General features: G+C 45.5%; 1 protein-coding gene. It reads left to right on the top strand.

All coding sequences use genetic code 11. The features are described 5' to 3' along the window. On the top strand, positions 1 to 387 hold a 387-nt coding region (locus KP705_RS18935; RefSeq protein WP_215765427.1), incomplete at both ends, for a hypothetical protein.

Genomic DNA, 387 nt, shown 5'->3' with positions numbered 1-387 from the left:
TTCAAGGTGGGTTTGCTGTCTGGATTAGCTAAGCAGATGGATGAACATTTTAGGAATATCATGTTCATTCCTGCTGTTGCTGTTGCTGAGCGTCGCCAGTTGAGGAATGAGCTGACCTATTGGATTGATAACATTCTCCCGAATAAGGGGAAGTATCTGCGGTACATGGTTATCACCTGCGGTGAGAACGTCCGCATATATGATGACCTCAAGGCGGAGCATAGGAAATGGACACGCAAGCTCTCTGATTGCTTCCGTTGGCTCAATCAAAAAAATGGATCAAATCTGTATTTCAGGGGGACTGAGGGCACTCATAATGAGGATCATGAAACCCTTAACATGCATATGAATATCCTCTTTGATCTGCCGTATTTGCAGGGGAACGCC

This window comes from Gluconobacter sp. P1D12_c (assembly GCF_018812105.1).
Lineage (GTDB): Bacteria > Pseudomonadota > Alphaproteobacteria > Acetobacterales > Acetobacteraceae > Gluconobacter > Gluconobacter oxydans_A.
The sequence above is the reverse complement of the archived record's forward strand: the minus strand, read 5'-3'. Positions and strand labels throughout refer to the sequence as shown.